Source organism: Azospirillum sp. A29 (assembly GCF_042604625.1).
GTDB lineage: Bacteria > Pseudomonadota > Alphaproteobacteria > Azospirillales > Azospirillaceae > Azospirillum > Azospirillum palustre.
In genome coordinates, this window is sequence record NZ_CP170469.1 from 1 (window position 1) to 24,544 (window position 24,544).

The following is a 24,544-nucleotide window of genomic DNA, read 5'->3' on the forward strand; positions in this document are numbered from 1 at the left end:
ATGCCGCATCTGACCGTCGAATACACCGGCAACCTCGGCGCACAGGCCGACATCCCGGCGCTGCTGCGCAAGGCCAACGCCGTGCTGATCGCCCAGGGCGGCGTCTTTCCCACCGGCGGCATCCGCTCCCGCGCCATCCGGCTGGAGGATTTCTGCGTGGCGGACGGCACGGCCGACGACGCCTTCGTCCATTTGACGCTGAAGATCGGCGCCGGCCGCAGCGCCGAGCAGAAGACGAAGACCGGCGACGCGCTGTTCGCCATGGTCAGGGACCATTTCGCCGAGCTCTTCGCCAGCCGCTTCCTCGCCCTGTCGCTGGAAATCCAGGAATTCAGCGAGGCCGGCACCTGGAAGCACAACAACATCCACGGCCGCTACAAGGCCGCTTGAGACGAGGCTTTCCCCATGCTCAGTCGTGACGCCGTCCGGGCCGCCGCCGCGCGCCTGCACGAGGCGGAGAACACCCGCGTCCAGACCCGCCAGATCTCCCTCGACCACCCCGACATCACCATCGAGGACGCCTATGCCATCCAGCGCTGCTGGGTGGAGGCGAAGATCGCCGGGGGGCGCAAGGTCATCGGCCACAAGATCGGCCTGACCAGCCGGGCGATGCAGCAATCCTCGCAGATCGACGAGCCGGATTACGGCACCCTGCTCGACGACATGCTGTTCCCCGACGGCGGCGACATCGCCATCGACCGCTTCATCGCCCCGATGGTGGAGGTCGAGTTGGCCTTCATCCTGAAATCGCGCCTGGAGGGTCCGAACGTCACGCTGTTCGACGTGCTGTCGGCCACCGACTATGTCGTGCCGGCGCTGGAGATCATCGACGCCCGCTGCCACCGCGTCGATCCCGACAGCAAGCGCCCGCGCAAGGTGATGGATACCATCTCCGACAATGCGGCGAATGCCGGCATCGTCATGGGCGGACGACCGATGCGGCCGCTGGACACCGACCTGCGCTGGGCCGCCGCCCTGCTCTACCGCAACGGCGTAATCGAGGAGACCGGCGTGGCGGCCGGCGTTCTGAACCACCCGGCCAACGGCATCTGCTGGCTGGCCCGCCGCTTCGCGCCGCATGGCGTGGCGCTGGAGCCGGGGCAGGTCGTGCTCGCCGGGTCCTTCACCCGCCCGGTGCCGGTCAAGTCCGGCGACACGGTGCATGCCGATTACGGCCCCTTCGGCTCCATCGCGCTGCGCTTCGTGTAAAGATTCCAAGGAGGACAGCGATGAAGACTCCGGAAAACACCTTCAAGCGGGCGCTGGCGGCGGGGCGGCCGCAGTTCGGCCTGTGGCTCGGGCTGGCCGACGCCTATTGCGCGGAGATCGCGGCCGGGGCCGGCTTCGACTGGCTGCTGATCGATGGCGAGCATGCCCCGAACGACCTGCGCGGCATTCTGGCCCAGCTCCAGGCCATCGCCGCCTATGCCAGCCATCCCATCGTCCGCCCGGTGGTCGGCGACGCGGCGATCGTCAAGCAGATGCTCGACCTCGGCGCCCAGACCCTGCTGGTGCCGATGGTGGAGACGGCGGAGCAGGCGGCGGCGCTGGTCGCCGCCACCCGCTACCCGCCCGGCGGCATCCGTGGGGTGGGCAGCGCGCTCGCCCGCGCCTCGCGCTGGAACCGCATCGGCGGCTATCTGGACGGGGCCGATGGCGAGATCTGCCTGCTGGTGCAGGTGGAATCCGCCCGCGGCCTGGACAATCTCGACGCCATCGCCGCGGTGGAGGGGGTGGACGGCGTCTTCTTCGGCCCGGCCGACCTGTCGGCGTCGCTGGGCCTGCGCGGCCAGCCCGCACATCCGACCGTGCGCGCGGCCATCGAGGACGGCATCGCCCGGACCCGCAGGGCGGGCAAGGCCGCCGGGGTGCTGACGACCGACGAGACGCTGGCCCGCGCCTATCTGGCGGCCGGCGCCCTGTTTGTCGGAGTCGGGGTGGATACCACCCTGTTCGCCCGCGCCGCCGCCGACTTGGCCGCCCGCTTCCGCCAGCCGTCTGCCTCTCCGACGACCTCCCCGTCGACGGCCGCTCCGGCGCCCGGCGGCTACTGACCGCCCCCAGCCCCGCAGGATAAAGATCCATGATCGATTTGACCGACAGCACCCTGCTGCGCGAGCGCTGCTTCGTGGCCGGCGCCTGGATCGACGCCGACGATGGCGGGCGCAGTCCCGTCACCGACCCGGCGACCGGCGCCACCATCGCCCATGTCCCCCGCTGCGGCGCCGGGGAGACCGCACGCGCCATCGCCGCCGCCGAGGCCGCCTTCCCCGGCTGGCGGGCGGAAACCGCCGGCCGCCGCGCCGCCCTGCTGCGCCGCTGGTTCGAGCTGATCCTGGAGAACCGCGAGGATCTGGCCCTGCTGATGACGCTGGAGCAGGGCAAGCCGCTGGCCGAGGCGCGCGGCGAGATCGATTACGCCGCCTCCTACGTCGAATGGTTCGCGGAGGAGGCGAAGCGCCTCTATGGCGACGTCATCCCGTCCCCCCTGCCCGACCGCCGCATCGTCGTGGTGAAGGAGCCGGTCGGCGTCTGCGCCGCCATAACCCCCTGGAATTTCCCGGCGGCGATGATCACCCGCAAGGCGGCACCGGCGCTGGCGGCCGGCTGCACGATGATCGTCAAGCCGGCCGAGCAGACGCCGCTGTCGGCGCTGGCGCTGGCGGCACTGGCCGAGCGCGCCGGCATCCCGCCCGGCGTCTTTTCGGTGGTGACCGGGCCGGCCCGGCAGATCGGCGCGGTGCTGACCGCCAGCACGGCGGTGCGCAAGCTGACCTTCACCGGCTCCACCGAGGTCGGCCGGCTGCTGATCGGGCAATGCGCCGGCACGGTCAAGCGGCTGTCGATGGAACTCGGCGGCAACGCCCCCTTCATCGTCTTCGACGACGCCGATCTCGATGCCGCGGTTGCCGGCGCCCTGGCTTCCAAATACCGGAACGCCGGCCAGACCTGCGTCTGTTCCAACCGCTTCCTGGTGCAGGACGGCATCTACGACCGCTTCGCCGCCCGGCTGTCGGAGGCGGTGGCCGCGATGACGGTCGGCAACGGGCTTGAGGACGGCGTGCAGCAGGGACCGTTGATCGATGCCGCCGCCCTGGCGAAGGTGGAGGAGCTGGTGGCCGACGCCACCCGGTCCGGCGCCGTCGTGGCGGTGGGCGGCCGGCGCCATGCACTGGGCGGCACATGGTTCGAACCGACGGTGCTGACCGGCGTCACCACGTCGATGCGGGTTGCGGTGGAGGAGATCTTCGGCCCGGTCGCGCCCCTGATCCGCTTCACCGACGAAGCCGAGGCCGTGCGTCTTGCCAACGACAGCGACTACGGCCTCGCCGCCTATCTGTTCACCCGCGACCACGCCCGCGTCTGGCGCGTCGGCGAAGCGCTGGACTACGGGATGGTCGGCATCAACACCGGCCTGATCTCCACCGCGGTGGCGCCGTTCGGCGGGGTGAAGCAATCCGGCTTCGGCCGCGAAGGCTCCCGCTACGGCATCGAGGATTACGTGGAGATCAAATACCTGTGCATGGGGGGACTCTAAGGACGCGCACATGAGGGGGCCGTCGGCCCCCGCCCCCTATTCCTCGTCGCCGTCGCTGCCATCCGCACCGCCCAGGCAATCGGCGAGTTCGTCGAGCAGCCCGTACAGCGTCGCCAGCCGGTCGGCGCCGAAGGCCGCGGTGATCTCGGCATAGCGCCGTTCGCTGTGAGGAGCGATCAGCGCGATCATGTCGCGGCCGGACGGCGTGATCGAGATCTGGGCCGCCCGCAAATCCTTGTCCTCGATCCCGCGCTGGATCAGCGCGCGCTTTTCCAGCGTGCGCAGGATTCGCGACAGGCTGGGCATGCTGATGCTGCTGACCCGCGCCAGCTCGCCGGCACGGAACTCGTCCGCCGTGGTCAGGGCGCGCAGCACCCGCCACTGCTGTTCGGTCAGGTCATGTTCGTGCAGCAGCGGCCGGAAGCGCGCCATCACCGCCTCGCGCGCCTTCAGCAGCGCCATCGGCAGCGACCGGCGGAAGGCCCGCATCTCGCCAGCGGACTGCCCGGTTACCTCTGTGGGTTTCGCCGCCGGTTCGGTTGCCGCCGCGGCTTTTCTGGAAGGTCTGCCCAAGGCTCCGGCCTCATCTGGAAAGAGTCGACGCATGTCTCGAGGTTTCCCGCACCATAACGCGGCGGCCCTGCGCAGGGAAAGCGCTTGACAGCACCGCAGCCCAATTTATATAACATGTTAAATATTAACAGATCAAGTTCTGCGCCGGCGCGCACCGCCCGCGGCAGCCCGGCCCGCCATATCCCGGCCCACCACAGCTCTGCCGATCACAGCTCCGCCCAACAAGTGCCAACCAAAACCTGGAGTGAAACGCCATGGCATCCGCTTTCGAAACGAATCTCGCAACCGCGGAACGGCTCCTGACCCGGTTCCGGGATCGTCCGCTCGGCCATTTCATCGACGGGCGGGAGGTGCCCGGCCAGTCGGAGCGGCTGTTCGACAATCTGTCCCCCATCGACGGCGGGATCATCAACCGGGTCCATGCCGGCAACGCCGCCGACGTCGATGCCGCCGCGACCGCGGCACAGCGCGCCTTCCCCGCCTGGGCCGCCCTGCCGGGCACCGAGCGCAAGCGCATCCTGCACCGCGTCGCCGACGGCATCCTGGCGCGGGCGGAGGAGATCGCCGTGCTGGAAAGCCTGGACAGCGGCCAGCCGATCCGTTTCATGAGCAAGGCGGCCGAACGCGCGGCGGAGAATTTCCGCTTCTTCGCCGACCGGGCGCCGGATGCCGCGAACGGCCTGTCGCTGCCGGCCAGGGACCATCTGAACTTCACCGTCCGGCAGGCGCTGGGACCGGTGGCGGTCATCACGCCCTGGAACACGCCCTTCATGCTGTCGACCTGGAAGATCGCCCCGGCGCTCGCCGCCGGCTGCACGGTGGTCCACAAGCCGGCGGAGTGGAGCCCGCTGACCGCCATGCTGCTGGCCGAGATCATGGCCGAAGCCGGCGTGCCGGCCGGCGTCGCCAATCTGGTCAACGGTCTGGGCGAGGAGGCCGGCAAGCTGCTGACCGAGCATCCGGCGATCAAGGCGGTGGCCTTCGTCGGCGAATCGACCACCGGCAGCCACATCATGGCTCAGGGCGCCCCGACGCTGAAGCGCGTGCATTTCGAGCTGGGCGGCAAGAACCCGGTCGTCGTGTTCGACGACGCCGATCTGGACCGGGCGCTGGACGCCGTGGTGTTCATGATCTACAGCCTGAACGGCCAGCGCTGCACCTCGTCCTCGCGCCTGCTGGTGCAGAGCGGCATCCATGACGCCTTCGTCGAAAGGCTGGCGGAGCGCGTCGCCCGCATCCGCGTCGGCCACCCGCTGGATCCCTCCACCGAGGTCGGCCCGCTGGTGCACGAGCGCCATCTGAACAAGGTTCTGAGCTATTGCGACATCGCGCGGGAGGACGGCGCGACGGTCAAGGTCGGCGGCGTCCGCGCCGGAGAGCCCGGCGGCAACTATGTCCGTCCGACGCTGTTCACCGGCGCGAACAACCGCATGCGCATCGCCCAGGAGGAAATCTTCGGGCCTGTCCTGACCGCCATTCCCTTCAACGACGAGGCGGAAGCGGTCGCGGTGGCCAACGACGTCGCCTATGGGCTGGCCGGCTATGTCTGGACCCGCGACGTCAGCCGGGCCAACCGCGTGGCGCTGAAGCTCGACGCCGGCATGGTGTGGATCAATTCGGAGAACAACCGCCACCTGCCCACCCCCTTCGGCGGCATGAAGGCCAGCGGCATCGGCCGTGACGGCGGCGACTACAGCTTCGATTTCTACATGGAGACGAAGAACATCTGCGTGGCGCTCGACACGCACACGGTGCCGAAGCTCGGCGCCTGAGTCACCGCGTTCGCGCGCTGAAAGCCGGAGCGATGCGGCGGACGATCCCTCCGTCGCATCGCCCCGGCTTCCAGCGCCGCGCGGGGCCAACGCGCAGGATCACAACTGAAACAGCGTCGTCAGCGGCATGTGGGCGCGCACGATCGGCGACTTCAGCACGACATAGCTGAAGTATTTGTCGATGCCGATGTCCATGTCGGTCAGCTTTTCCATGATCTCCTGATATTCGCCGATGCCGGAGGTGACGAACTTCAGCATGTAGTCGTAGCCGCCGGACACCAGATGGCATTCCAGCAGCTGTTCGATCTTCTTGACCGCGGCCAGGAAACGGGCGAAATCGACCTGCCGGTGGTTCTTCAGCGTCACCTCGGTGAAGACGGTCAGGGTCTGGCCCAGTTTGCTGACATTGATCTGCGCCGTGTAGCCTTCGATGTAGCCTTCCGCCTGGAGCTTCTTGACCCGCATCAGGCAAGGGCTGGGCGACAGATTCACCAGTTCGGCCAACTCGACGTTGGTGATCCGGCCGTTCTTCTGGAGCTGATGCAGAATCTTGATGTCGATGCGGTCCAGCTTCATGGGGAACCCATCCGGTTCGAGGGCGGGAGAGCGGAATAACGGCAGCAGATAATTCTGCCAAGCATGCCGGGGCAGCTTAACACGCGCAGCCCGCCTGTCGACGGCCGAGTGGCTTTCTTCCGGCAGAACAAAGCGTCGGGCATTCCGTCATAGACAGAAGATAATGCCGTTCAGTTGCCCAAAGCAGCGCCCGCCGATCCGCGCGCCATGGCTAGATGGTGTCACGCCGAAATCGGAGACCCGCGCCATGCCCGCCCCCTTGCAAACCATCCCGTCCTCCCCGAGCCTGCCCGAACGGGCGGATGCCGTCGTGATCGGCGGCGGCATCGTCGGTGTCTGGGCGGCCTATTTCCTGGCCCGGCGCGGGCTGTCGGTGGCGCTGGTGGAAAAGGGACAGGTCGGGGCGGAACAGTCCAGCCGCAACTGGGGCTGGTGCCGGCAGCAGAACCGCGACGCGCGCGAACTGCCGATGGCGACCAAAAGCCTGGATTTGTGGGAGCGTTTCGCCGCGGAGAGCGGCGAGGACACCGGCTTTTCCCGCTGCGGCCTGCTCTATCTCAGCAACGACGACGGGGAACTGGCAGGCTGGGCGCGCTGGCGCGATTTCGCCCGGACGGTCGGCGTCACCACCCACATGCTGTCCGCCGCCGAGGCCGCCGAGCGCGGCCGGGCGACCGGAAAGCCCTGGAAGGGCGGCGTCTTCTCGCCGTCGGACGGCATCGCCGATCCGGCCCGCGCGGCACCCGCGGTGGCAAAGGCGATCATGAATCTGGGCGGCACGGTGCATCAGGGCTACGCCGCGCGCGGGCTGGAAACCGCCGGCGGACGGGTCTGCGGCGTCGTGACCGAGAAGGGAACGATCCGCACGACGCTGGCGGTCCTGGCGGGCGGAGCCTGGGCGTCCTCCTTCTGCCATCAGATGGGCGTGCGGTTCCCGCTGGCCTCGATCCGCTCGTCGATCCTGTCGGTCGGTCCCAGCCCGTCCGGCCTGCCCGACGCCCTGCACACCGCCGCCGTGTCGATCACCCGGCGCGGCGACGGCGGGCACACGCTGGCCATCAGCGGACGCGGACGCGTCGACCCGACGCTCCAGCAAATCCGCTTCGCGCCGCAATTCATGCCGATGTTCGCCCGGCGCTGGCGCAGCCTGATGCCCGGCGGGACGGAGGGAATACGCTCCGGCCACGAGACTCTGCGGCGCTGGCGGCTCGACCGCCCGACGCCGATGGAGCGGGTGCGGGTTCTGGACCCCAGCCCGGACCGCAGCACCATCCGCCTCACCCACGAGCGGGCAACGGCGCTGCTGCCCGGCCTGAAGGGCGCGCCGATCACCGCCGCCTGGGCCGGCTACATCGACAGCACGCCCGACGGCGTTCCGGCCATCGGCGAGGTCGGCAGCCTGCCCGGCCTGATCCTGGCCGCCGGCTTCAGCGGCCATGGCTTCGGCATTGGCCCCGGCGCCGGGCACCTGATCGCCGACCTCATCACCGATCAGCCGCCGATTGTCGATCCCAAGCCCTACCACCCCGACCGCTTCGCCGGCTTTTCCGCCGGCAGGGTCGCCGATTTCTGACCGGCATCGGGCCTGCCCGGTCAAAAGCCCTGAGGAGCCGTCAGGCCGGAAAATTCAGGAGCGACCCGGCTCAAGGGCGCGAGCGGCTTGGCGAATGCAGTCGCGCATCAGGGCATGGCTGCCGGACAGCGGGCGCTCCTTGCTGGTCAGGATGGCGATGGGCACCTGGATGCTCGGGCGGAAGGGCCGCTGCACGATGCCGGAAAACTGGCTCCATGGCAGAAGTCCGTCCACCACCGCCACGCCGATGCCTTCGCGCACGAAGGGCAGCGCGGTGATCGACAGGTCGATCTCCACCGCCGGGGCATAGACGCCGCCCTCGGCCTCCAGCGCCCCGGCCAGCAGCCGGCCGGGCAGCGTGTCGACGCGGTAGGAGATCAGCGTCTCCTCCGCCAGATCGGCGAAGCCCAGTTCGGCCTGTCCGGCCAGCCGGTGCCCCTCGGGCATCAGGCAGACCAGTTCGGCATGACCGACCGTTTCGACATCGAGGTCGGGATGGGGCATGGCGTTCATCGCCACCCCCAGCAGAACGTCACCGCTGCGCAGCATGTCGCGGATGTTGCCGATCGGCGCGACCAGGGACCGCACGACGATGTCGGGATGCGCCTCGCGGAATGCCGTCAACGCCTTGGGAACGATGGACATGGAGGGCGGAGCGGAGGCGGCGAGACGGACCAGACCGGTGCGGCCGTGACGCATGTCGACGGTGCGCCGACGCAACGCCCCCAGTTCCGAGAAGATCCGCTCGGCCTCCGGATAAAGCTCGTTGGCCTCCTGGGTCGGCACGAGACGTCCGCGCACCCGGTCGAACAGCTTGAACCCCAGCTGATCTTCGGCATGCAGCAGGATCTGGCTCAAGGCCGGCTGGGAAATGTTCAGCATCCCCGCCGCCCCGGTCACCGTTCCACAGCGCATCAGCATGCAGAAGACTTCCAACTGGCGGGCTTGCATTCACGATCCTGGGCTCTGTTGATCGGCCGACTATAGCGATCGACAAGCCTGTGGGTCGAGCGGTAAGGGTACCGTGCCATCGAGAGCGGCGAGCGTGCCGCGGATTGCGGCGATGCGGTCCTTCACGGTAGTTTGCGGCGGCCGCACCGCGACTTTGACGCCGTCATAGAGCAGGCTGCTGCCGGCGGCTTCGAGCGTCGCCGCCACCTTGAACCGGTCCATGACAGAATCGGGCATCTGTTCGCGGAGCGGCGGATGCACATCGCTCCAGGCCATGCCGTAAGCGCCATCGCGATCCGTCGCGCCGGAAAACATCACGCCGCGCAGCAAGCCGGCGGAGCGCAGGCGCTGCACATGCCGTTCGGGCGCCGTCGCGTCCCGCTCCTCGATTGCCGAGCGGCCCCAGTTCACCGCCATTCCCGTGGGCGTCGGCGACCTTGCCGCGGCAGCGGCGACGGCCTGGATCTCGATGTCGAGGGGAAGCAGGCCCTTCTGCCAGGGCAAGGTCGCGGTACGGGCGTCGCAATGTTCGAGGACGACGGCGACACCGCCCCAGTCCCACGCCAGAATCTCGCACAGCGACCGCTCCAGCGCCTCTCCCCCCAGCCCGGCATCGGCCGGCACCAGCGTCGGAAACGACTGAAGCTCGACGGCGACGATGCGCTGCCCGCGCGCCAGGCAGTCCAGGGCGGCCTCGCGGGCCGATGCGACCAGTTGGACCGCCCGCTCACGCCCATCGGGGTCGGGAGAGGCCAATCCGACGGACGGAGTTTTGGCAGCCATCGACGCCGCAGCCCCGATCAGGGTCAGCACATGCCCTCCCCGCCCCCCTCGATTGCCGAGCAGCTCGGCCAGAAGCGGGGCATCCTGCTCCCAGCCGGGCGCTCCCCAGGAAATCTCCAGGCCGTCGACACCGGGAAGAGAGAGAACCTCCTCCAGAAACGCCCTGCGCTCATGAGCCTCGTCCGGTTGGGCGGCATAGGCGCCGACGACGCGGAGGGGCTTGTAACGATGCTCGGTGGTCATGGCTCTTGCCCTTTCTTTCTCGCGGGCAGTTTTTCACGGGTGCGGAGGCGCAATCCCCGATCGCGCCCCCCGCACCGGCCGTCGCAGGGTTCAGGCGCGGCCGGAAGGCCGGGCTTCGCCCCATTCGGCATCCGTCGGCGTGTTGAGGTCGCGGTCGAGGGTTTCGGGCAGCGAGTAGGTGGCCAGGAACGACACCAGCATGGTGACGGCCATATAGATCGCGACCGGAACCCAGGAATTGCCGTACCAGGCCAGCAGCGAGGCGCACAGCAGCGGGGCGATGCCGCCGCCGATGATCGACGAGAACTCCCGGCCCAGCGTCACGCCGGCATAGCGGTAGCGGCTGCCGAAGATCTCGGGGAAGAAGCTCATGTGCACGCCGGTCACGCCCTGGGCGGCGACCATGTAGCCGAACACGATGATGGCGGTGATCAGGACCGGCGAGCCGGTGTTGAGGCCGGGGAAGACCAGGAACGGCGTGACGACGAGGATCCCGGTCAGCACCAGCGTCATCCGCCGGCGTCCGAAACGGTCGGACAGGCTGCCGGTCAGGAAGGCGGCGAAGGACGCGGCGATGGCGGCGGCAAGCTGGACCGGCGGAACGAAGTGCGTGTCGACCCCCACCACATTGATCAGGTAGGAGATCATGAAGACCTGATAGGTGTAGGACTGGGTGGACACGCCCCAGTTCATCAGGATGACCTTGATGACGTTCTTCTTGCCATGCTTCGCGACGACGCGGAGCGGAGCCTGGTTCTTGACGTCCACCTTCTTCTTGAGTTCGAGGAACACCGGGCTTTCGGCGAGCTTCAGCCGGATGACGAAGGCGGCGATGGTGACGACGATGCTGCTCCAGAAGATCGCGCGCCAGCCCCAGCTCATCAGCGCTTCGTTGGGAAGCTGCTGTGCGCCGATCCAGGCGATGGCCCCCAATGCGGTGCCGAAGGCCGCACCCACCATGATCAGCGACGACAGCCGGCCGCGCTGACCGAGCGGAGCCGTTTCGGTCAGCAGAGTGGCGCCGCCGGACTGCTCGGCGCCCGCGCCGAAGCCCTGGAAGAAGCGGCAGAGCACCAGCAGCAGCGGCGCCCAGACGCCCGCCGTCTCGTAGGTCGGCAGGCAGCCGATGGCGAAGGTCGCCCCGCCCATCAGGAACAGGGTGGTGACCAGCACCCATTTGCGGCCGAACTTCTCGCCGTAATGCGAGAAGAAGAGGCCGCCGAGCGGCCGGGCGAGGAAACCGATGGCATAGGCGCCGAAGGCGGCGATGACGCCGGCCGCCGGGGAGATCGTCGGGAAGAACAGCTTGCTGAAGATCAGGGCCGACGCGGTGCCGTAGATCACGAAATCGTAGTTTTCGAGCATCGTGCCGATGAGCCCCGCCAGCGCGGCGCGGCGCACATTCTTGGCATCGGCAGGAGCGTCGGCGGCGTCTGTCCGGGCGATCCGTTCGGTTTCCGCGATGGAGCTGGATATCTGAGACATGTCCTGCTTCCTTCATCAACCACCGCAGCGGTGGAGCAATGAGCGTGCGCGGCCTGAACCGCGCGATGAGGGGCCGCGCGATGAGGGGCGCGATCGTGAGGGTGCCGGCGATGAGCAAGCCGGCCGGTGCGGCGCCAGCGACTGGGTCAACGGTTGGACACGGCCGGGCTTGCCGCCGGGCAAGCCCGCGACGGTGTCAGCCGGCGTTCAGCGGGGGCTGACCGGATTGCGCAGCGGCTCTCCCGCCGTCAGCCGGGCGATGTTCGCGGCGACATCGCGCACGCGGCCCTGGAAGGTCTGGGTGGTGACGCCGGAGATGTGCGGGGTCATCAGAATGTTGTCGAGCGTGTCGAAGGGTAGCGCCGCCGGCTGGGCATGGGCGCCGCCGGTCGGGTACTGGTACCACACGTCGATGACGGCACCGCCGATGCGGCGTTCCTTCAGCGCGTCGTAAAGCGCCTCGGGGTCGACCAGCAGGCCGCGGCTGACATTGACCAGCAAGGCATCGGGCTTCATCACCGCAAGCTGCGCCTTGCCGATGAGGTGGCGCGTCTCCGGCAACAGCGGCAGGCACAGCACGACGATGTCGCTCTCCGCCAGCAGGCGGTCGAGACCGTCGGTGCCGGCGACCCAGCTCAACCCCTCCCCGTCGGCCCTGGCGGGCCGTGAGGTGACGGCGACGCCGGAGGCGCCGAACGCCCGCATCAGCCGCCAGACCTGCGATCCGATGTGGCCGTACCCGACGATGCCGACGGTGGCACCGGCCAACGACCCCAATTGAGAGCGCTGCGATTCGTAGACGGAAGAATCCCAGTGCCCCCGGCGCAGTTCGCGGTCCTGCTGCAAAAGCTGGCGGCGCATGACGACGCTGGTCGCCGCCACATATTCGGCAATCGAGGATTCGTGACAGAAGGTGTTGGCGCACAGCACGCCAGCGGGCAGCGCCTTGCCATCGATGCCGTCATAGCCGGCACCGCCGACATGGACCAGCCGCAGGCTGTCGGCGGCGGCCCCCATCGCGGCGGTGAAGCGCGGACCGACGAAGACGTCAGCGCCCGGCAGGTCGGCCGCAACCGCCGCCTCGTCGAAGGCGGGATGCCAGGACACGACGGTGCCGGCGGGAAGCTGCGCCTCCATCAAGGCGCGGTGGGGCAGGAAGTTGGCGTCGGCAATCACCACGCGGAGGGGGGACACGGGCGGCGCGGCGCCCCCGCCGGCCTGCGATTTCTCCTTGGACATAGCACTCATGATTCCCCCTCGATGGTGTTCCCGCCGGATTCCGCAGCGACGGAGCGCTGCGGTCAGCGGAATGGTTTGATTGCCCGACCGGATCCGATGCCCTGTTCCGGTCCACTCACGCTCCGGCCGGATGCTTCGTGCTTCTTATCGCGGGCGGCGGTGCTAGGCACCCCATACCGCCCCGACTCCTGAAGGCATCTGCCGGACCGGTCGCCGATAATTGGGCAATTGGTACACTGGTCTTCTATTCCAGTGGATAGTGCACCGGGCGAGGGCCTGTCAACTGCATAACGCTGGATGCACAAAATGTTTTGTCACCATGCGACTGACGGTCGCAGGGCGACGCCTTGACTTCCCGGTCTTTTATGGGTGGAGCGCCACAGCCCGACAGAGTCCTCCGTATGGACATTCACGCCCATCCCGTTGATAGACCGTCATATTTTTCCTGACACCTCCGGCACGCCGGCAGTCGCCACTGCCCTATGCCGACGACGCCTGCCGCAAGTCCGAACACGCCGTGTTGACAAGTCCGTGCGACCAGCATAATCATCCAACCAGAAGACCAATTCGCATATTGGTTCATTTTACCGGATACGCGCCACCGCCGCTGTCGGGCACCTTGGCAAAGCACGGGACACCCGCAGGCCGGACAATCGGGCGGCATCCCACACGGACACCACACGGACACGAGGCGCGACGGCGCGCCGTTACCTTTCAGGAGAGACCAGATGCGCGGCTGTGTTCTGCATGGACAAAAGGACCTTCGCCTTGAAACGCTCGACGAGCCGGCGCTGAAGCCGGGAGAGGTCCGGGTCAGGATCGCCGCCGGCGGCATCTGCGGCTCGGATCTCCATTATTTCTTCGAAGGCCGCGTCGGCGACTTCAATGTCCGGGAGCCGATGGTCCTGGGCCACGAGATCAGCGGCGACGTCGTCGAGGTCGGCCCCGACGTCACCCGGACCAAAATCGGCGACCGCGTCGCCGTCAACCCCGGCAAGCCGTGCCGGACCTGCCCGCACTGCCTGGCCGGCCGGGAAAATCTCTGCGCCAACATGATTTTCTTCGGCAGCGCCTCGCGCTTCCCCCATGTCCAGGGCGCCTTCCGCGAAACGCTGGTGGTGCGCGACTTCCAGTGCTTCCCGGTGCCGGCCGACACGAAGCACACCAATCTGGTCTTCGCCGAACCGTTCGCCGTCGCCCTCCATGCGGTGGCGCAGGCCGGCAGCCTGCTCGGCCGGCGCGTGCTGATCACCGGCGCCGGGCCGATCGGCTGCCTGATCGCCGTCGCCGCGCGCCGGGCGGGGGCGGAACACATCACCATCACCGACCTGTCCGACAAGCCGCTGGAGATCGCCGCCCGGATCGGCGCCGATGAAACCGTCAACGTGCTGGCCGACAGCGAAACCCCCAACCGCTGGCAGGCCGACCGCGGCTGCTTCGATGTCTGCTTCGAAGCGTCGGGCAGCGCCAGGGCGGTGGAGACCTGCGTGCTCAGCACCCGCCCCGGCGGTGCCGTCGTCCAGGTCGGCATGCTGGCGCCCGGCCTCACCCCGATCCCGCTGAACCGGCTGCTCGCGAAGGAAGTGACGTTCAAGACCTCCTTCCGCTTCCACGAGGAATTCGCCTGGGCGGTGTCCGCCCTGACCACCGGCGGCGTCGACCTGTCGCCGCTGGCCACGGCGCAGTTCCCGTTCGAGGCGGCGGCCGACGCGTTCGCCGCGGCGCACGACCGCAACAGCAACATGAAGGTCCAGATCGTCTTCTGATCCGGCGGCGCCGTGCCGCGGCACGGCGCAAGCCCACCCCTCCCTTGCGAGCGCTCCATGAAAATCACGCAGCTGGAAACACTGAGGACAGACGAGTTCTCCAACGTCGTCTGGGTCCGCGTCCACACCGATGCCGGCATCGTCGGCCTCGGCGAGACCTTCTACGGCGCCGGCGCGGTCGAGGCGCACATCCATGACGTGCTGGCCGCCCGCCTGCTCGGCAAGGACCCGCTGCGCATCGAGGCCCATGCCCGCGAGCTGGTGAACCTGCCGATGGCGCAGTCCTCGACCGGCGCCGAATACCGCGCCGCATCGGCCATCGACCTCGCGCTGTGGGACATTTTCGGCAAGGTCTGCGGCCAGCCGGTGCACCAGATGCTGGGCGGCCTCTGCCACGACCGGGTGCCGGTCTACAACACCTGCGCCGGCTACGGCTATGTGCGCTCCAACAAGATCAAGCCGGTCGACACCTGGAACCTGGGTTCCAGCGAAGGGCCGTACGAGGATCTGAACGGCTTCATGACCGATGCCGGCCGGCTGGCGGAAAGCCTGCTGGAACAGGGCATCACCGGCATGAAGATCTGGCCGTTCGATCCCGCCGCCATCGCCAACGACGGCCGTTTCATCACCGCCGAGCAGATGAAACGCGCCGTCGAACCGTTCGAGAAGATCCGCAAGGCGGTGGGCGACCGCATGCAGATCATGGTCGAATTCCACTGCCTGTGGAACCTGCCGACCGTCAAGAAGATCGCCCGCGTCCTGGAGGACTACGATCCGACCTGGTACGAGGATCCGATCCGCATGAACTCGGTCAATGCGCTGACCGAGCTGGCCGCCTCGACCAGCGTGCCGATCTGCGCTTCGGAAACGCTGGGATCGCGCTTCCCCTACAAGGACATGCTGGAATCCGGCGCCATCGGCGTGGTGATGACCGATCTGGTGTGGACCGGCGGCCTGACCGAGGGCCGCAAGATCGCGGCGCTCGCCGACACCTACCACCGTCCCTACGCCCCGCACGACTGCACCGGCCCGGTCGCCTATGTCGCCGCGGTCCATTCCTCGCTGTCGAACCCGAACACGCTGATCCAAGAGTCGGTGCGGGCCTTCTACACCGGCTGGTACGCGGAACTCGTCACCGAAGTTCCCCGCATCGTCGACGGCCATGTCCTGCCGATGGAAGGGCCGGGGCTCGGCACCGAACTGCTGCCGGCCGTCTTCGAGCGTCCCGATCTGCGCGTTCGCCGCACAAGCCTCTAACCGGAAGACTCACCACCATGACGACCATGTTCGATCTGAGCGGGAAGACCGCCCTTGTCACCGGCTCGGCCCGCGGGCTGGGCAACGCCATCGCCGAAGGGCTGGCCGAGGCCGGTGCCGCGATCATCCTCAGCGACATCAACCCCAATTCCCTCGCCGATGCCGCCGCCAGGGCGCGCGACAAGGGCTATACCGTCCATGAATCCGCCTTCGACGTGACGGATGAGGACGCCGTGGCGAAGGCCTTCGCCCAATTCGACGAGCAGGGCATCTCTGTCGATATCCTGGTCAACAACGCCGGCATCCAGATCCGCAGCCCGCTGGTCGATTTCCCGGTGGCGGACTTCCGCAAGGTCATCGACACCAACCTGACCAGCGCTTTCCTCGTCGGGCGCGAGGCCGGCCGCCGCATGGTCGCGCGGCGGGCGGGCAAGATCATCAACATCGGCTCGCTGACCAGCGAGCAGGCCCGCGTCACCGTGGCGCCCTATGCCGCCGCCAAGGGCGGCATCCGCCTGCTGACCAAATCGATGACCGCGGAATGGGCGGAGTTCAACGTCCAGATCAACGCCATCGGTCCGGGCTACATCGTCACCGAGATGAACAAGCCGCTGATCGAGAACGAGGAGTTCGACGGCTGGGTGAAGAAGCGCACGCCCGCCCGCCGCTGGGGCAACCCGGCCGATCTGGTCGGCACCGCGGTGTTCCTTGCCTCGCCGGCGTCCGATTTCGTCAATGGACAGCTGATCTTCGTCGATGGCGGCATCATGGCCGTCTACTGATCGTCCGGTCTTCCCTCCCGCCGGGCGGAAACGCCCGGCGGGGGCCTGCGATTGACTCGGCAGTCAAGGATGCCTAAACAACTGGAGTGATTGTAAACCAGCGAACCAGTTCGGTGATCGGAGAGCGGCATGGATGATCCTGATTTCGACGTCTCCCGCCACTTTCAGAAGATCAAGATCCGGCGTCCGCCCGACATCATCATCGAGCAGATCAGCGACCTGATCGCCCGCCGGATCATCAAGGCCGGCCAGAAGCTGCCGGCCGAACGGGTGCTGGCGGAGCGCTTCGACGTCAGCCGCGGCACGGTCCGGGAGGCCTTGCGCCGCCTGGAATTCTTCGGGATCGTCCGCACATCCCCGCAGAGCGGGACGGTGGTGGAAAATCTCAGCGAGCATGTGCTGATCGGCCTGATCAGCAACATCCTGAATGCCGGCGACACCAGCCCGGAGATGCTGATCGAGGTGCGCGGCGCGCTGGAGGCATTGTCCGCCCGGCTGGCAACCGAACGCGCCCATGGCGCCCAGATCGCCGAAATCCGCAAGGCGCAGCAGCGCATGCGCGAGCAGGCCGAGGCCAACGCCTATACGCTGGAAGAGGATCTGCTGTTCCATCTGAAGGTTGCCGAAGCGACCAACAACAACCTGCTCCGGTCACTGATCGCCCTGATGGGACCGGACGTGCTCCGCTTCTCGCACCAGCACGCCACCTACAAGGACGGCCGCATGCATGCCGCGGCCAACGAGCACGATGCGATCATCGCGGCCATCGAGAGCGGCAAGCCCGACGAAGCCGAAAAGCTGATGAAGCAGCATATCGACAAGTCCTACGAGCATTACCGCCGTGACGGCAACACCGACGCCAGCTTGGCCGACGGCGATGCGGAGTCAGGAAAGCCGGTCCGCAAGCGGCGCCCCAAGGCCGCGGCCGTGTAACTGCAAGCTTGTGAAGGCAGGCGGCCGGACCGTCCGCGCGCAGCATCGACGCCGTCAGAACAGCGGGAGCTGGACGCGGCCGCCGTCGTCCGCATGGGCTTTCGCGGCACGCAATGCGGCATCCTGGGCACCGCCCATGGTGCGCGCGGTTCCGGACCGGACCTGCTCGCCGGCGACGGTGACGACCCACGCCCACATCTCCGGCCCCCGCCAGATCACCGCCAGGTCGCACCCGTGAACCCGCGTCACCGCGTGCCGAATCGTCCAGTCCGTCATCGTTGGCATGCTGCCGGCGTCCCCATCAGTTTCGGCATGCTGTAGCACAGGGTCGGGGGAGCCAGCCAGCACCGGTCCGCAGCCCATCGCTGCCGACCGGTATCGGCGCCGGTTTTCCGTCACTCCTCCACGATGCGCTCGATCCGCCGGTCCGGCACCAGCCACAACAGGATCACCAGGATGTAGAGGGCGATGGACAGCCATTGCAGGACGAAGGCCAGCGGGATGGCCAGGGCATACAGCCCCAGGCTGATCTTGCCCTTCAGATCGGATCCGACCGCCCGTGCAACCACCGACTCGCGCCCGCCGCAGGCGATGATCGCGCGTTCGGTCAGGCTGTAGCCGATGGCCGCCATGCCGAGCACGACGCCGTAGGATGCCGTCGCCACCGGCGAGAAGTCGCTGGCATCGAGCCAGCGGATGACGAAGGGGACCAGCGACAGCCAGAACAGCAGGAACAGGTTGGCCCACAGCACCCGCCCGTCGATGCGCGTGGTGGCTTGCAGCAGATGGTGATGGTTGTTCCAGTAGAGCCCGACATTGATGAAGGACAGCACATAAGCCAGCAGGATGGGGACGCGCTCCGCCAGGGCGGCGAGGCTGCCATCCTCCGGCACCTTCAACTCCAGTACCATGATGGTGATGGCGATCGCCACCACGCCATCGGTGAACGCTTCCAGCCGGCCGGCCTTCATGCTCCGAACTCCTGTCTTTGCAGAGGACTCCGCACCGGGGCGGCAAAGCCCCGGTACGAAATCGGGTGCGTCAGGCGGCATCCACCATGACGATTTCGCTGTCCTCCAGCGCCGTCACCGTCAGGGTGTCGAGATCGGCGATGGCCGCGCCGTCGCGGGCATTCACCCGCACCCCGTCGATCTCGACGGCACCGCTGGCCGGGACCAGATAGGCGCGGCGGTCCTTGCCGAGCGGGTAGGTCGCCGTCTCGCCGGCCTTCAGCGTCGCCCCCAGCACGCGGGCGTCGGTGCGGATCGGCAGGGCGTCGCCGTCATCGGAATAGCCCGACGCCAGGGTGACGAAATGGCCGCTGCGGTCGCCCTTGGGGAAAGGCTTGCTGCCCCAGCTCGGCTTCTCGCCGCTGCGCGTCGGCATGATCCAGATCTGGAAGATGCGGGTGGTGACGTCCTCCAGATTGTATTCGGAATGCGCAATGCCGGTGCCGGCGGACATCACCTGGACGTCGCCCGCCTCGGTGCGGCCCTTGTTGCCCAGATTGTCCTGGTGCGTGATGGCGCCCTCGCGGACGTAAGTGACGATCTCCATGTCGCGGTGCGGGTGCGTCGGGAAACCGGTGTGGGGGGCGATGGTGTCGTCGTTCCAGACGCGCAGGTTGCCCCAGTTCATCCGCTTGCGGTCATAGTAGTTGGCGAAGGAGAAGTGATGCTTGGCATCCAGCCAGCCGTGGTTCTCGCCGCCCAGGCTCTCGAAGGGACGCAGTTCGATCATGGTCCGTCTCCTGATTGTGCGACCGATGGGTCCTTGCCGCATCGGCCGCCGTGTTTCGCTTGAGAGGACAATAGCGCTGGTCTCCTTTCAGGTTTACCCCTATAAAACACCGCAAGATGTTCAGGAAAGTTGAACGATGAGCAGCGTCGGCACCCCCAGCTTCGACCAACTCAGCATCTTCCTCGCCGTGGTGGATGCCGGCAGCTTCGCCGGGGCGGGACGGCGTCTGAACCGGGCGGTCTCCGTCGTCAGCTATGGCATCGCCAACCTCGAAGCCCAGCTCGGCCTGACCCTGTTCGACCGCGAAGGGTCGCGCAAGCCGACGCTGACCGCCGCCGGGCGGGCGCTGCTCGCCGAAGCCCGGACGATTGCACAGGGGATGGACGGCTTGCGCGCGAAGGTGCGGGGCCTGCACGAGGGGCTGGAGGCGGAGGTCGATCTCGCCGTCGACGTGATGCTGCCGGCCGACCGTATGGGCCGGGTGCTGCGGGACTTCGCGCGCAGCCATCCGACGGTTTCGCTGCGCCTGCATGTCGAAACCCTGGGCGCGGTCGCCGCCCTGGTGCTCGACCGCCGGGCGGTGCTCGGCATTTCCGGCCCGGTGGCGGCCGGCATGGACGGGCTGGACCGCACGACCGCCGGATCGGTGCCAATGGTGCCGGTCGCCGCCCCCGACCACCCGCTGGGCCGCATGGCGCAGATCGCCCCCGGCGCCGGACGCGACCATGTGCAGCTCGTCCTCACCGACCGGTCGCGTGCCACCGAGGGGCAGGATTTCTCGGTGATGAGTCCGCGCACATGGCGGCTCGCCGACCTGGGCGCCAAGCACGCGCTGCTGCGCGAAGGGATCGGCTGGGGCAACATGCCGCTGCCGATGGTCGCGCCCGATCTGGTCGCCGGCACCCTGGTGCGGCTCGCCATGCCCGACCATCCGGGCGGCACCTATCGCTTCTCCGGCGTCTGGCGGCGCGACACGCCGCCCGGCCCGGCCGCCTCCTGGCTGCTCGCCCAGTTCGTGCAGTTGGGAGCCCGCGACCGGGAGGAGGACGGCTTCACCGACCTCTGACGGACGGTTCCCGGTATCGCCGCGCCGGCGTCAGGCCGCAACCGGTGCGGTCGAGGCCGGGTGAAGTGCGCAGAACGCGGTGCCTGCCAGCACCAGCGCGCCGACGACGACCAGGGGCAGCACCAGCCCGCTCTGCATAACCATGACGGCGCCGAGCGCGGCACCGAGGAAGATCGCCGCCACGCTGGCCATCCGGCGTCGCGCATTGGTGTTCGGCCCGCCGGCAAGGCTGGAATCGGCGGCCAGTCCGGTCAGGGTCAGGGTGAGGACCGTCGTCGTCAGATCGGGAACCTTCATCTGCCGGACCGTGGCGTTTCGGAATCCCATGGCGAAGCCGGTCAGGACGATGATCGCGTACAGAGTGGCCGCTGGAGCCTGCGTCTCGACATCGAAGCCCGCGGCGACGGCGGCGGCGATCCAGAACAGGGCCGTTTCGAACAGGGCGGCGGTCAGCAGCCAATGCCGCATCGGCCGGCCGGCGAATGTCCTGCCGAGCCGGCCGGCGATCAGGGCACCGGTCAGGAAGGACAGCAGCGCCGCCACCGCCGGCAGAACCCGGAAGCCCGGCGTACCGACGACGGCGAAGCCGAGGAAGACGATGTTGCCGGTCATGTTGGCGGTGAAGACCTTGCCCAGGCCGAGCACGCTGACGGCATCGACGAGCCCCGTCGTCACCGACAGCAGCAGCAGGAGGATGGGCAGTGGGGAGGTGCCTGATGCGGCCGGTGCGGACATGGCTGTCGTTTCCTGCGGTTTCTTCGAGCGAAGAGGGCAGTATCGGCGACGGCGACCGGCATGGTCTTGTCGCATCGGCACGACCTTGGACCATTCTGGACCTCCCGGCAGGCTTGGCTGCAGCAGATCTGGCCGCATGCCGAACAGCCTCGACAGGATGGACGGATGGGTTAGGCTGCCGGAACTCCCGGTCGTCACCAGCCGCCATCGCGATGAACAGCAGCGCCATCCGCTTTTCGGACCCACAGCTGAAAGAGCGCCGCCCGGTCTGGGAAGCGTTGTCGACGATGTATCTGGACACGGACGTTTCGCTGTCCCGCGCATGGCGGGTGCAGGTCCTTTCCGCCTCGCCCTACAGCTTGGACGAGATGGACGCCATCCTTCGGGAGGAGATCCATCCCGTCTGCTTTTCGAACCTGCTCCAGCCTGCCGGCGAATGGGCCGGCTTCGATCCCTCGAAGCTCGAGCAGGCAATCCGAGGTCGCCGGACGCGCTGGCGCTCCAAGCTGCTGGCGAGGCTCAGCCTGGCCCTGCCGGGGTGCTTCCCGACCGAGGAATGGACGGTCACGCGCCGGGAGATCGCCTGCCGGCGCAGCCAGCGTAGGGCATCGCAGACCTGAGCGGCACCATGCAGCGGCGCACGGGTGAGGCCGGGCACCCACGTCATGGCGACGTCCTGATATCGGATAATGTATCGCAGACACTACACATTCCCGGAATAATATTCCATCTATGAGACGCAAACCGGCGTGGCCCGAGACTTCGCTCCGATCTGCATCACGTCTCGCACATGAGACCAAATTCACGCATTGCGTATCAGGTGTAAGACGATGAAAGCCGAAGACGGAACCTTCAGGACCAAAGGGTCGCCGGTCTATCCGGCCGTGGCCCGGGCAATCGGGAAGCTCGGCCAGGACATCTCTCTCGCACGCCGGTCGCGCCGCATTCCGGCCGAGGATTTCGCGCGGGCGATGGGCGTGTCCCGAGCGACCCTGCATCGGCTGGAGAAGGGCGATGCCGGTGTCTCGCTCAACACGCTCGCGATGGCGCTCAACGCGCTCGGCCGACTGGATCTGCTCACGAACCTTCTCGACCAGACGAAAGACGACGTTGCCTTGATGATGCTCCGCCAGGACGTGCCGACCCGCGTCTCGAAGCCTAGGGCGAAGAAAAACGGGTCGAAGCCCGATGACGCCACGACCGGCCCCATCGTCTCCAACGACGAGGTGGAGGGTTGGTGAAATGACGACACGGAGGATCGACGTCCGGCTCGGAACGAATGCCGTTCCCGTGGGAGAGTTCATCCACGAGAGCACGGGCACCCGCGAAACGTCCGCATTCACCTATCACGCCTCGTGGCTGGACAACCCGCGGGCCTTCGCCATCGCGCCCGACCTGCCGCTCCAGGTGGCTCCGTTCTACCACGCGCGCACGGGCAACGCCTCCGCGCTTCCCGGCCCGATCGCCGATGGGTCCCCGGATTCGTGGGGTCGCGCTATCATCAGGATGGCGCTGGGCGGCCGCGTGGACTCGGAACTCGACTACCTGTTGGAGGCCGACGACGAACTCCGCTCCGGGGCGCTTCGCTACTTCGACAAGCCGGGCCCCGCCGGGAAGCCGCTCGCACCCCCCAGGGAGGCGGGCGAGATCTCCATCCCGCGCCTTTTCGACCTCGAGCAGATCGTGGCCGAGTCCCGGGCGTTCGAGGCGGATCCTATCCACTACCGGGAGAGCCGGGCGAAGATGCTTCACGGCGGTCTGCTCAAGACCGCCATCGGATCGCTCGGCGGCGCGCGGCCGAAGGTGAACGCCCGCGATGAGCATGGTGCTTTGTGGATCGTCAAGCTGGCGAAGATGGACGACGAGTATGCTGTCGCCCGTGCCGAGGTTCTGGCGCTCCGCCTGGCCGAGCGCGTCGGCATCAAGGCGTCCACGGCCGACGTGCTGCCGACCGGCCAGCGCTTCCCCGTCGCGATCATCAGGCGTTTCGACCGCATTGCCGGCCGCGCAGACGGTCAGCCGCACGCCCGTGTCCCCTTCATCTCGGCGCAGACCTTCATGGGGCTGCGCGGTGCCGAGCCGGGCAACTACGTCGATCTGGCCCAGCGGATGCTCACGCACTGCGCGGCCCCACGGACCGACATGCGCGAACTCTTCCGGCGGGTGATGTTCAGCATCCTGATCCGGAACACCGACGACCATCTGCGGAACCACGGTTTCCTCGCCGCGCCCGGAGGAAAGTGGACCCTCTCTCCGGCGTTCGACGTGAACCCGGTTCCGGAGGAGGGCACCCTGAAAACCGCCATCTCCGAGATCCACGGCAACGACCTCAGCGTGGCCCGCCTGATCGAGGCCGCTCCGTACTTCCAGACGAGCGAGGACGAAGCCCGCAAGATCGCCATCGGCATGGCCAACGCGATTTCCGCCGAGTGGCGGCAAATCGGAACGAGGCTCGGCATGACCGGGCAGGACATGCGGGCCATCGCTCCGGCGATGGAAAACCGTCAGATTGAGGAGGCGCTTGCGCTCGGGCGGACGACGGCTCCCGGCGCCACCATCCCGTGAGGCGGGGCATGCCCTGTTTCCGCTGCCGGGCATGCCGCACCCGTCACTCCGGCACGGAGCCTTTCACCACGACGCGCATCAGCACGCGGCGGTGCTTGCCCATCTCGTAATTGGCGGTGGCGCGGTGCAGCAGGCAGCGGTTGTCCCAGAAGACGAGGTCGCCGTGCCGCCAGCGGTGGGTGTGAACGAAGCGGTCCTGCGTCGCATGCTCCAGCAGCTCCTCCAGCAGGGTGCGCCCCTCCTCCTCCGGCATGCCGTCGATGTGGGAGCTGTACATACCGATGTAGAGGCTCTTGCGCCCGGTCTCGGGATGGGTGCGGACCAGCGGATGGGCGATGGGCGGAGCGGCGGCGATGTCGTCCTCGGTCGGCGGGGCGCTGCCGGTGTAGCGGCGCATGAACTCCAGGCTCTGCACCGACTTCAGCCCGTCGATCCGGCGGCGCGTCGCCTCCGGCAGCGCGTCGTAGGCGGCGGTCATGTCGGCGAACTGGGTGTCGCCGCCATTGGGCGGCAGCTCCACCGCCTGCAGCATCGTCAGCAGCGACGGCTCGCGCAGGAAGGACTTGTCGGTGTGCCAGAAATAGTTGGAGCTGATGAAGGGCTTGGCCACCGGGTTGCCGGCGGCGTCCAGGTTGGTGATGGTGTGGACCGCATCCCACTTCGACCCGTCGGCCAGCCGGATCATGTGGCCCTCGATGGGGCCGAACAGTTCGGCGAAGCGGTACATGCGCTCCTTGTCCAGCGACTGGTTGCGGATCACCAGCAGGTGATGGTCGCGGAAGGCCGTCCGCACCGCATCGACCGTCGCGTCGTCGAGCGGCCGGGACAGGTCGAGCCTGTCGGTTTCCGCCCCGATGATGCCGTCGAGCGGCGTGAACAGGGGAATGGGCGCAGAAGCAGCGGCGGAAGAGGCGGTTGGCGCATGGAGGCTGGTCATCGGGACGGTTCCTCGTGCAGGTCGGTTGGT

Annotated in this window: 25 protein-coding genes; 14 read left to right on the top strand and 11 right to left on the bottom strand. The window is 67.9% G+C overall.

Annotated features, from left to right (window positions below):
- The 4 genes from ABNQ38_RS34080 to ABNQ38_RS34095 are packed head-to-tail and all read left to right on the top strand — an operon-like array spanning position 1 to position 3,538.
- Entirely contained in the window at positions 1–390 is a 390-nt protein-coding gene (locus ABNQ38_RS34080; RefSeq protein WP_377811308.1) for a 5-carboxymethyl-2-hydroxymuconate Delta-isomerase, read from the top strand.
- Positions 391–405: 15 nt separating this feature from the next.
- Entirely contained in the window at positions 406–1,209 is an 804-nt protein-coding gene (gene hpaH, locus ABNQ38_RS34085; protein ID WP_377811309.1) for a 2-oxo-hept-4-ene-1,7-dioate hydratase, read from the top strand.
- A gap of 20 nt (positions 1,210–1,229) precedes the next feature.
- Positions 1,230–2,054: a 4-hydroxy-2-oxoheptanedioate aldolase gene (gene hpaI, locus ABNQ38_RS34090; protein ID WP_377811310.1), complete on the top strand. Its 825-nt coding sequence runs from the start codon at positions 1,230–1,232 to the stop codon at positions 2,052–2,054.
- A 29-nt stretch (positions 2,055–2,083) separates the two neighbouring features.
- A complete protein-coding gene (locus ABNQ38_RS34095; RefSeq protein WP_377811311.1) occupies positions 2,084–3,538 on the top strand; it encodes an NAD-dependent succinate-semialdehyde dehydrogenase in 1,455 nt (484 codons plus the stop codon).
- Positions 3,539–3,574: 36 nt separating this feature from the next.
- Here the strand turns inward: ABNQ38_RS34095 and hpaR are convergent, their stop codons facing one another.
- Positions 3,575–4,027 (bottom strand): homoprotocatechuate degradation operon regulator HpaR, encoded by a 453-nt coding sequence (hpaR, locus tag ABNQ38_RS34100; RefSeq protein WP_377811312.1) that lies wholly within the window; start codon positions 4,025–4,027, stop codon positions 3,575–3,577.
- A 338-nt stretch (positions 4,028–4,365) separates the two neighbouring features.
- On the opposite strand from hpaR, the gene hpaE reads away from it, so the two are divergent.
- Positions 4,366–5,883 (top strand): 5-carboxymethyl-2-hydroxymuconate semialdehyde dehydrogenase, encoded by a 1,518-nt coding sequence (hpaE, locus tag ABNQ38_RS34105; RefSeq protein WP_377811313.1) that lies wholly within the window; start codon positions 4,366–4,368, stop codon positions 5,881–5,883.
- Positions 5,884–5,982: 99 nt separating this feature from the next.
- Here the strand turns inward: hpaE and ABNQ38_RS34110 are convergent, their stop codons facing one another.
- Positions 5,983–6,459: an Lrp/AsnC family transcriptional regulator gene (locus ABNQ38_RS34110; RefSeq protein ID WP_109050202.1), complete on the bottom strand. Its 477-nt coding sequence runs from the start codon at positions 6,457–6,459 to the stop codon at positions 5,983–5,985.
- A gap of 247 nt (positions 6,460–6,706) precedes the next feature.
- On the opposite strand from ABNQ38_RS34110, the gene ABNQ38_RS34115 reads away from it, so the two are divergent.
- Complete coding sequence (locus ABNQ38_RS34115; RefSeq protein WP_377811314.1) at positions 6,707–8,032, top strand: NAD(P)/FAD-dependent oxidoreductase; 1,326 nt, start codon at positions 6,707–6,709, stop codon at positions 8,030–8,032.
- Positions 8,033–8,086: 54 nt separating this feature from the next.
- Here ABNQ38_RS34115 and ABNQ38_RS34120 read toward each other — a convergent pair whose 3' ends face one another.
- From ABNQ38_RS34120 to ABNQ38_RS34135, 4 genes are all read right to left on the bottom strand, one after another.
- Positions 8,087–8,983: a LysR family transcriptional regulator gene (locus ABNQ38_RS34120; protein WP_377811315.1), complete on the bottom strand. Its 897-nt coding sequence runs from the start codon at positions 8,981–8,983 to the stop codon at positions 8,087–8,089.
- Positions 8,984–9,013: 30 nt separating this feature from the next.
- Positions 9,014–10,009 carry a DUF4862 family protein gene (locus tag ABNQ38_RS34125; RefSeq protein WP_377811316.1) on the bottom strand — a complete coding sequence of 332 codons (996 nt, stop codon included), beginning with the start codon at positions 10,007–10,009 and terminating at the stop codon, positions 9,014–9,016.
- Between the two features lie 90 nt (positions 10,010–10,099).
- Positions 10,100–11,494, bottom strand: a complete 1,395-nt coding sequence (locus ABNQ38_RS34130) for an MFS transporter (RefSeq protein WP_377811317.1) — start codon at positions 11,492–11,494, stop codon at positions 10,100–10,102.
- A gap of 207 nt (positions 11,495–11,701) precedes the next feature.
- Positions 11,702–12,733 (bottom strand): 2-hydroxyacid dehydrogenase, encoded by a 1,032-nt coding sequence (locus ABNQ38_RS34135; protein ID WP_377811448.1) that lies wholly within the window; start codon positions 12,731–12,733, stop codon positions 11,702–11,704.
- 728 nt (positions 12,734–13,461) lie between these two features.
- Here ABNQ38_RS34135 and ABNQ38_RS34140 point away from each other — a divergent pair.
- The 4 genes from ABNQ38_RS34140 (at position 13,462) to ABNQ38_RS34155 (ending at position 17,471) form a co-directional block, all read left to right on the top strand.
- On the top strand, positions 13,462–14,499 hold the full coding sequence (locus ABNQ38_RS34140; protein WP_377811318.1) for an L-idonate 5-dehydrogenase: 1,038 nt from the start codon (positions 13,462–13,464) through the stop codon (positions 14,497–14,499).
- A 57-nt stretch (positions 14,500–14,556) separates the two neighbouring features.
- Complete coding sequence (locus ABNQ38_RS34145) at positions 14,557–15,756, top strand: mandelate racemase/muconate lactonizing enzyme family protein (RefSeq protein ID WP_098734838.1); 1,200 nt, start codon at positions 14,557–14,559, stop codon at positions 15,754–15,756.
- Between the two features lie 17 nt (positions 15,757–15,773).
- Positions 15,774–16,538, top strand: a complete 765-nt coding sequence (locus ABNQ38_RS34150; RefSeq protein ID WP_109050195.1) for an SDR family oxidoreductase — start codon at positions 15,774–15,776, stop codon at positions 16,536–16,538.
- A 129-nt stretch (positions 16,539–16,667) separates the two neighbouring features.
- The gene (locus ABNQ38_RS34155; protein ID WP_377811319.1) at positions 16,668–17,471 is read left to right on the top strand and encodes a FadR/GntR family transcriptional regulator; all 804 of its coding nucleotides are present in this window, start codon (positions 16,668–16,670) and stop codon (positions 17,469–17,471) included.
- 54 nt (positions 17,472–17,525) lie between these two features.
- On the opposite strand, the gene ABNQ38_RS34160 is transcribed toward ABNQ38_RS34155, so the two are convergent.
- The 3 genes from ABNQ38_RS34160 to ABNQ38_RS34170 all read right to left on the bottom strand — a co-directional run bounded on the left by ABNQ38_RS34160 (position 17,526) and on the right by ABNQ38_RS34170 (position 19,211).
- On the bottom strand, positions 17,526–17,756 hold the full coding sequence (locus tag ABNQ38_RS34160) for a hypothetical protein (RefSeq protein ID WP_377811320.1): 231 nt from the start codon (positions 17,754–17,756) through the stop codon (positions 17,526–17,528).
- Positions 17,757–17,866: 110 nt separating this feature from the next.
- Positions 17,867–18,442: a TMEM175 family protein gene (locus tag ABNQ38_RS34165; RefSeq protein WP_377811321.1), complete on the bottom strand. Its 576-nt coding sequence runs from the start codon at positions 18,440–18,442 to the stop codon at positions 17,867–17,869.
- A 70-nt stretch (positions 18,443–18,512) separates the two neighbouring features.
- Entirely contained in the window at positions 18,513–19,211 is a 699-nt protein-coding gene (locus ABNQ38_RS34170) for a pirin family protein (RefSeq protein WP_377811322.1), read from the bottom strand.
- Between the two features lie 136 nt (positions 19,212–19,347).
- On the opposite strand from ABNQ38_RS34170, the gene ABNQ38_RS34175 reads away from it, so the two are divergent.
- Positions 19,348–20,277 carry a LysR family transcriptional regulator gene (locus tag ABNQ38_RS34175; protein WP_377811323.1) on the top strand — a complete coding sequence of 310 codons (930 nt, stop codon included), beginning with the start codon at positions 19,348–19,350 and terminating at the stop codon, positions 20,275–20,277.
- Positions 20,278–20,307: 30 nt separating this feature from the next.
- Here ABNQ38_RS34175 and ABNQ38_RS34180 read toward each other — a convergent pair whose 3' ends face one another.
- Positions 20,308–21,012 (bottom strand): YoaK family protein, encoded by a 705-nt coding sequence (locus tag ABNQ38_RS34180; protein WP_377811324.1) that lies wholly within the window; start codon positions 21,010–21,012, stop codon positions 20,308–20,310.
- On the opposite strand from ABNQ38_RS34180, the gene ABNQ38_RS34185 reads away from it, so the two are divergent.
- From ABNQ38_RS34185 to ABNQ38_RS34195, 3 genes are all read left to right on the top strand, one after another.
- Entirely contained in the window at positions 20,994–21,632 is a 639-nt protein-coding gene (locus ABNQ38_RS34185) for a hypothetical protein (RefSeq protein WP_377811325.1), read from the top strand. The genes ABNQ38_RS34180 and ABNQ38_RS34185 overlap by 19 nt on opposite strands.
- 210 nt (positions 21,633–21,842) lie before the next feature.
- On the top strand, positions 21,843–22,253 hold the full coding sequence (locus tag ABNQ38_RS34190; protein ID WP_377811326.1) for a helix-turn-helix domain-containing protein: 411 nt from the start codon (positions 21,843–21,845) through the stop codon (positions 22,251–22,253).
- A gap of 1 nt (position 22,254) precedes the next feature.
- Complete coding sequence (locus ABNQ38_RS34195; protein WP_377811327.1) at positions 22,255–23,577, top strand: type II toxin-antitoxin system HipA family toxin; 1,323 nt, start codon at positions 22,255–22,257, stop codon at positions 23,575–23,577.
- 43 nt (positions 23,578–23,620) lie between these two features.
- Here ABNQ38_RS34195 and ABNQ38_RS34200 read toward each other — a convergent pair whose 3' ends face one another.
- Positions 23,621–24,514: a TauD/TfdA dioxygenase family protein gene (locus tag ABNQ38_RS34200; protein ID WP_377811328.1), complete on the bottom strand. Its 894-nt coding sequence runs from the start codon at positions 24,512–24,514 to the stop codon at positions 23,621–23,623.
- Positions 24,515–24,544 lie beyond the last annotated feature (30 nt).